The organism is Methylobacterium sp. WL19 (genome assembly GCF_008040005.1).
Classification (GTDB): domain Bacteria; phylum Pseudomonadota; class Alphaproteobacteria; order Rhizobiales; family Beijerinckiaceae; genus Methylobacterium; species Methylobacterium bullatum.
The window spans coordinates 1-5977 of record NZ_VRVC01000196.1 but is presented as its reverse complement, the minus strand read 5'-3'; the positions used below and the strand labels follow the sequence as shown (position 1 = coordinate 5977).

The following is a 5977-nucleotide window of genomic DNA, read 5'->3' as shown; positions in this document are numbered from 1 at the left end:
GGTGAGGGGCGGGCGCGCGTGAAAACCGCGCAGGCCGGCGGCGCCGGCAACGCACTCCCGGCTCACGCGTAGGTTTGGAGGTTCTTTCCAACCCCTGCAGCGACCGGGAGCCCCCGCCGATGAGACATAAACCCCTGCGCGAGCAGGTGATCGTGATCACGGGGGCATCGAGCGGCATCGGCCTCGCCACCGCCCGCATGGCCTCCGCGCGGGGCGCACGTGTCGTCCTCGCCGCACGGAGCGGGGATGTCCTCGCCGGACTCTGCGAGGAACTCGGAGGCCCCGGCCGGGCCGTCTCCGTCGTGGCCGATGTGGGGTCCCGCGAGGATGTCCAGGCCATCGCCGACGCTGCCATCGCCACCTTCGGCGGTTTCGACACCTGGGTGAACGTCGCCGGCCTCACCGTCTACGGGCCGCTCTCGGCAATCGCCCAGGAGGACCACGAGCGGCTCATCCGGACGAACCTCTGGGGCACGGTGAACGGCTCCCTGATCGCGGTCGGGCATCTGCGCCGGCGCGGGGGAGCGCTCGTCAATGTCGGCAGCATCGCCTCCGACCTCGCTTTCCCGTTCCAGGGCCTCTACGCTACCTCGAAACACGCGGTGAAGGGCTTCACCGACACGCTGCGCATGGAGCTGATCGCGGAGGATGCGCCGGTCACCGTGACGCTGATCAAGCCCGCTTCCATCGACACCCCGCTCCCCGACCGCGCCCGCAACTACATGGACCGGCGCCCGACCCTGCCGCCGCCGATCTACCCGCCGGAGGAGGTCGCCAACGCGATCCTTCATGCGGCGGAGCATGGCCAGCGCGACATCATCGTGGGTGGCGGCGGCAAGCTGTTCGTCATGGGCAAGGACTTCGCGCCCGGCGCCTACGACCGGTTGGCCTCCGCCATCATCGCGCTCCAGCAGCGATCCGAGCCGGCGGAGCATTCCGAGGGAGCCTTGCACGCTCCGCGCGGTGCCGGCGCGGTCAGGGGCTCGCCGCCGTTTCCCGTCATGCGATCGAGCGCCTATACCCGGGCGACCCTGCATCCCCTCGTGACCCTGAGCGCGGTGGCGGGCCTGGCCGCCACCGCCGCCCTTCTCCTCGGCCGCAAGCCGTCCCCGCGAAGGCGGTCCTGAGATGGCGGGCGTGATCGACGGCCGGTCCCGGCGGGATGAATCGTCCTCCACGGCGCCGGTCCGGGCGGACAGGCCGCCACGCCGCTTCCTCGACGTCCCGGCCGGGCCGAGGATCGCCTACGTGGAAGCGGGGTCGGGGCCGGACCTGATCCTCGTCCACGGCGCAGTGATGACCCTGGACGACATGCGGCTCGGCCCGATGGAGGCGCTGTCGCGGCATTTCCGCGTGGTCGCCATCGACCGCCCCGGCCATGGCGAGAGCGAGCATATCCCCTTCAGCGATGCGTCGGTCTGGCGGCAGGCCGAGATCGTCCGTGAGGTCGCACGGGGCCTGGGGCTCCGGCGTCCGGTCCTCGTCGGCCATTCCTTCGGCGGGGCCGTCTGCCTCGCCTTCGGCATGGCCTATCCCGACGAGGCGGGCGGCGTGGTCGCCATCTCACCCATCTGCTTTCCCGAGCCTCGCCTCGAGCAGGTCCTGTTCGGGCCGCGCGCTAGCCCGATGGGCGGGGACGCGCTGTCCAGGATGCTCGCCGGCAGCGACGCTCTCCTGATGCCGTTGCTGTGGCGGGGCATGTTCCTGCCGCAGCCGATGCCGGCGCGTTTCGCCGCCGAATTCCCCTTCGGCCTCGCGGGCCAGTCCCGGCGCCTCGTCGCCGATGGCGAGAACGCCAACATGCTGTGGAGCGACCTCTCCCGCAGCGCGCTCGGCTACGCCACCTGCCGCGTGCCCGTGGCCATCCTGTGCGGCAGCGCCGACATCGTCACCAACCCGCTGATGCACGGGCGCCAAGCCGCGCGCCTGATCCCGGACGCGACCTTCCGATGGCTGCATGGCCTCGGCCACATGCTGCACCATTACGAGGTCGACGCGGTGGTGGAGGCGGCGCTGGACATCCAGCGCAGACGTGGAGATGAGGCGTGAATGGTGCCGCTGGGGAGCGTTGCCCGCTCATCGGCCCCCAGCCGCGACCGTCTCCCGGTCGAGGGCGTCGAGGTACGGCGCGGCCGCTTTCTCCGCCGCCGCCTCGATGGCGCGGTAATCGCGGACCAGAACCGTCCCGAAGGCCGTGAGCCGCGCGCCGCCGCCGCTCCTGCCGCCGATCTGCGCTTCGACCACCGGTCGGCCGAAGCCGGTGTTCACCGCCTCGATCAGCGTCCAGGCGCGCCGGTAGGACATGCCGAGGGCCCGGCCCGCCGCGGAGATCGAACCGTGCTCGGCGACCATTTCGAGGAGGCGGATCTTGCCGGGTCCGAGGCGGTTCCCGGGGCCGAGATCGATCCGGATGCTCAACGTCGCCATCTCACCGCCCCTCGCCGGGCCACACCCTGGAATCGTTCCGGTGAGGATCGACGATAGGCCAGGCCGTCGGGCGATCAATCCTTGAGCGACCGGTATGTTCAGATGTATATAGCGGCATGCCGGGACTTTCGTCGATGACGAGGTCGGGCGAGGATGGGGCGGGGTGGCACCGGGCCGCCTCGGCCAGCAGATCGCGGAGAGACGAGCATGTTCACCTGCACCGGCTACGCATCCACCAGCGCGGAAGCGCCGCTCTCGCCCTTCACCTTCCAGCGTCGCGACCCGGGCCCCTCCGATATCGAGATCGAGATTCTGTATTGCGGGGTCTGCCACTCGGACCTGCACACCGCCCGCAACGAATGGGGCGGCACGCTCTACCCCTGCGTTCCCGGCCACGAGATCGTCGGCCGGGTGACGCGGGTCGGCGCGGAGGTCTCGGCCTTCAAGGCGGGCGACCTCGCCGGCGTCGGCTGCATGGTCGCCTCCTGTCGCGAATGCGACAGCTGCAAAGAAGGGCTGGAGCAGTATTGCGTGCCCGGCTTCACCGGCACCTATAACGGCCCCGAGCCGCAGACCGGCGGACACACGTTCGGCGGCTATTCGAGCCATATCGTGGTCGACGGCCACTTCGTGCTGCGCATCCCCGAAAACCTGGATCTCGCCGCCGTCGCCCCCCTTCTCTGCGCGGGCATCACCACCTATTCGCCCCTGCGCCACTGGGGCGTGAAGGCCGGGCAGAAGGTCGGCGTGGTGGGGCTCGGCGGCCTCGGCCATATGGGCGTCAAGCTCGCCCACGCCATGGGCGCGCATGTGGTCCTGTTCACCACCTCGCCCGGCAAGGAGGCCGATGCCCGGCGGCTCGGCGCCTCCGAGGTGGTGATCTCGAAGGATCCCGACGCCATGGCGGCACAGGGCGAGACCTTCGACTTCATCCTCGACACCGTGGCGGCCGACCACGACATCAACGCCTATCTCGGCCTGCTCAAGCGCGAGGGCACCCTCGTGCAGGTGGGCGCTCCGGAGAAGCCGCTCTCGGTCAACGTGTTCAGCGTGATCTGGCGGCGGCGCAACTTCGCCGGCTCGCTCATCGGCGGCATCGCCGAGACGCAGGAGATGCTCGATTTCTGCGCCGCGCACGGAATCACCTCCGACATCGAGATCATCCCCATCGACCAGATCGAGACGGCCTATGGCCGCATGCTCAAGAGCGACGTGAAATACCGCTTCGTCATCGACATGGCGTCCCTGCCCAAAGCCGCCTGACGATCCGTCCCTGCCTGTCTTCGGGAAGCTCCCCTTCATGCGCCACGCCTTCCGTGCCCTCGTGCTCGCCGGTCTCGTCGTTCTGGCGCCTGCCGCCGGGGCGGCCGAGACGGCCACGGTCTTCGCCGCCGCGAGCCTGAAGAACGCCCTCGACAATGCCGGCAAGGCCTTCACCGCCAGGAGCGGCGTCGAGGTGAAGGCGAGCTATGCCGCCTCCTCGGCCCTGGCGCGGCAGATCGAATCCGGTGCCCCGGCCGATCTGTTCGCCTCGGCCGATCTCGAATGGATGGATTATCTCGGCAAGAAGAACCTGATCCGCGCCGAGAGCCGGGTGAACCTGCTCGGCAACCGCATCGTCGTCATCGCGCCGAAGGGTGCCGCGGCCGCCGACGTGCCGTTCACGGCGGAGGGCTTCGCCGCCGCGCTTGGACCCGACGGTCGTCTCGCCACCGGAGAGGTCAATTCGGTGCCCATCGGCAAATACGCGAAAGCCGCCTTCGAGACGCTCGGCCTGTGGGGAGGCCTGCAGCCGCGCCTCGCCCAGGCCGACAACGTGCGGGCCGCTCTGCTTCTGGTCTCGCGCGGGGAGGCGCCGCTGGGCGTGGTCTACGAGAGCGATGCCAAGTCCGATCCGGGGGTGAAGGTGGTGGGCGTGTTTCCGGCGGACAGCCATCCCCCGGTGGTGTACCCGTTCGCCGTCACGGCCGAGGCCAGGGGAGAGGGGGCCGCCAAGTTTCTCGACTTCCTGAAGAGCGCCGAGGCGAGGCCCTTCTTCGAGGCCCAAGGCTTCACCATCCTCGGCCCCAATTCCGCACGGTAAAAGGGAAACACCATGAAGATCAGCGCGCGCAACACCCTCAAGGGCAAGATCGTCGCCGTCGAGAAGGGCGCCACCACCGCCCATGTGAAGATCGAGATCGCCGACGGCACCGTCGTCACCGCCTCGATCACCAACGAGTCGGTGGATGCGCTCGGCCTCACCGTGGGCGGCGAGGCCTATGCCGTCGTCAAATCCTCCGACGTGATGATCGCCGTCGACTGAACGAGCCGACCCGCCTCATCCTGGCCGGCACCTTCGTTCCGGAGGAAGAGGCGGTCCCCCGCAGGGGCGGGGGAGGGGAGGTGACGCCGTGGCCTTGAATTTCACGCAGATGGGGGCCGCCGGCTGGGTCGCCCGGATCGATGGCATCCCCCTCTACCTGAGCGACGAGAGCGGCGCGGTGGACCGCGCCCAGGCCGATCTGGCGGCCAAGGTCGCCGCCTCGCTCCCGGCCGTGCGGGACGCGGCCTCGGCCTATCTCGACCTGTTCGTGGACAGGACGAAAGCCTGCGGCCGCTCGGACGAGCCATGGTGGCTGGACGAGATCGAGTTCCGCGACCCCGCCGGGGAGGAGGGTACCGCCTACGCGCTCCATTTCACCCTGGCCGGCGACGATGGCGGGCTGTGGACGGTCGAGATGCGGGCCTTCGAGGACGAGCACCGGCCGTTCCGGTTCGAGCGACGGCAGGGGTAGGGGCGGGCCTGTCAACCCCGACAGCCCGCGCTTCGGCTAATCCTCGGCGGTCTTGGCCGCGTTCCGCCGGGCGATGAGCCATGTCCCGCCCTCGCCGAGGGCAATGGCGAGGAAGCCGCCGACCCAGAGCGGGACGAGATGCGGACCGAGGGTGTCGCGGAAGGCGAACAGGCCGACGAGGCCGATGGTCGTGGCCGTCGATCCCGCCAGGGTCAGGATCTTCAGCGCCAGCATGGCGATCAGGACGTTCATCGGGCCTCCGTTCGACGAGGATACGACGGGCGGCATCCATGGGCAGATGGACGACACGGCCCGCCCGACATTCCGAGGGGTGGGGCTTCCCAAAGTGCAGGACCATGGCCCGTCCGCTCTGTCCAGGCCGGAGCGGCGCGCCGGCGTTAGAGAAGCACGAGGCTGAAACCGCGGAAGAGAGTCCCGGCCGGTGGCAGGCGGGCCAATGTGAGGGAAGGAACGGTCTCTTCCCCCTCTCGCCCCTGCCGCCGAAGACTTTGTGTCGATCGATCTCGAAAATCGAAATTCCATTTCGTTGACATGGGCGGCGCGTGTCTCATGATACGGATGTCATCTTGATTAGTCGCCAGGCGGCCTAGTCGAGGGCCGGAACAGACTTCATCGTCGATGGAACTGTAGTTCCGATCATTCCGCCCGATGCCGGGATCACGCCGCTTCTGCGAAGCGGTGACCGATATCCCTTGGCCGATATCCCTTGGCCGATGCCCCGCCCCGTTCCCCTTCCCGGAGCCACCCCATGT

8 protein-coding genes are annotated in these 5977 nt (G+C 69.2%); 6 read left to right on the top strand and 2 right to left on the bottom strand.

Annotated features, from left to right (window positions below; all coding sequences use genetic code 11):
- Window positions 1–119: 119 nt before the first annotated feature.
- A complete protein-coding gene (locus FV220_RS23640) occupies window positions 120–1127 on the top strand; it encodes an SDR family oxidoreductase (RefSeq protein ID WP_147833439.1) in 1008 nt (335 codons plus the stop codon).
- Between the two features lies 1 nt (window position 1128).
- A complete protein-coding gene (locus tag FV220_RS23635) occupies window positions 1129–2049 on the top strand; it encodes an alpha/beta hydrolase (RefSeq protein WP_147833438.1) in 921 nt (306 codons plus the stop codon).
- Between the two features lie 27 nt (window positions 2050–2076).
- Here FV220_RS23635 and FV220_RS23630 read toward each other — a convergent pair whose 3' ends face one another.
- The gene (locus FV220_RS23630; protein WP_018041717.1) at window positions 2077–2427 is read right to left on the bottom strand and encodes a winged helix-turn-helix domain-containing protein; all 351 of its coding nucleotides are present in this window, start codon (window positions 2425–2427) and stop codon (window positions 2077–2079) included.
- 207 nt (window positions 2428–2634) lie between these two features.
- On the opposite strand from FV220_RS23630, the gene FV220_RS23625 reads away from it, so the two are divergent.
- From FV220_RS23625 to FV220_RS23610, 4 genes are all read left to right on the top strand, one after another.
- The gene (locus tag FV220_RS23625; protein ID WP_018041718.1) at window positions 2635–3690 is read left to right on the top strand and encodes an NAD(P)-dependent alcohol dehydrogenase; all 1056 of its coding nucleotides are present in this window, start codon (window positions 2635–2637) and stop codon (window positions 3688–3690) included.
- A 37-nt stretch (window positions 3691–3727) separates the two neighbouring features.
- Window positions 3728–4510 (top strand): molybdate ABC transporter substrate-binding protein, encoded by a 783-nt coding sequence (gene modA, locus FV220_RS23620; RefSeq protein ID WP_147833437.1) that lies wholly within the window; start codon window positions 3728–3730, stop codon window positions 4508–4510.
- A 12-nt stretch (window positions 4511–4522) separates the two neighbouring features.
- A complete protein-coding gene (locus FV220_RS23615) occupies window positions 4523–4732 on the top strand; it encodes a molybdopterin-binding protein (protein WP_018041720.1) in 210 nt (69 codons plus the stop codon).
- A gap of 88 nt (window positions 4733–4820) precedes the next feature.
- Window positions 4821–5204, top strand: coding sequence for a hypothetical protein (locus tag FV220_RS23610; protein WP_147833436.1), 384 nt, complete (start codon window positions 4821–4823; stop codon window positions 5202–5204).
- A gap of 36 nt (window positions 5205–5240) precedes the next feature.
- Here FV220_RS23610 and FV220_RS23605 read toward each other — a convergent pair whose 3' ends face one another.
- Window positions 5241–5456, bottom strand: coding sequence for a hypothetical protein (locus FV220_RS23605; RefSeq protein WP_018041722.1), 216 nt, complete (start codon window positions 5454–5456; stop codon window positions 5241–5243).
- Window positions 5457–5977: the final 521 nt, after the last annotated feature.

Excerpts from the sequence above, each read along its gene's own strand:
- FV220_RS23640 (WP_147833439.1), top strand. The coding sequence starts at position 120 with ATGAGACATAAACCCCTGCGCGAGCAGGTGATCGTGATCACGGGGGCA.
- FV220_RS23630 (WP_018041717.1), bottom strand. The coding sequence starts at position 2,427 with ATGGCGACGTTGAGCATCCGGATCGATCTCGGCCCCGGGAACCGCCTC.
- FV220_RS23625 (WP_018041718.1), top strand. The coding sequence starts at position 2,635 with ATGTTCACCTGCACCGGCTACGCATCCACCAGCGCGGAAGCGCCGCTC.
- modA (WP_147833437.1), top strand. The coding sequence starts at position 3,728 with ATGCGCCACGCCTTCCGTGCCCTCGTGCTCGCCGGTCTCGTCGTTCTG.
- FV220_RS23605 (WP_018041722.1), bottom strand. The coding sequence starts at position 5,456 with ATGAACGTCCTGATCGCCATGCTGGCGCTGAAGATCCTGACCCTGGCG.
- FV220_RS23635 (WP_147833438.1), top strand. The coding sequence starts at position 1,129 with ATGGCGGGCGTGATCGACGGCCGGTCCCGGCGGGATGAATCGTCCTCC.
- FV220_RS23615 (WP_018041720.1), top strand. The coding sequence starts at position 4,523 with ATGAAGATCAGCGCGCGCAACACCCTCAAGGGCAAGATCGTCGCCGTC.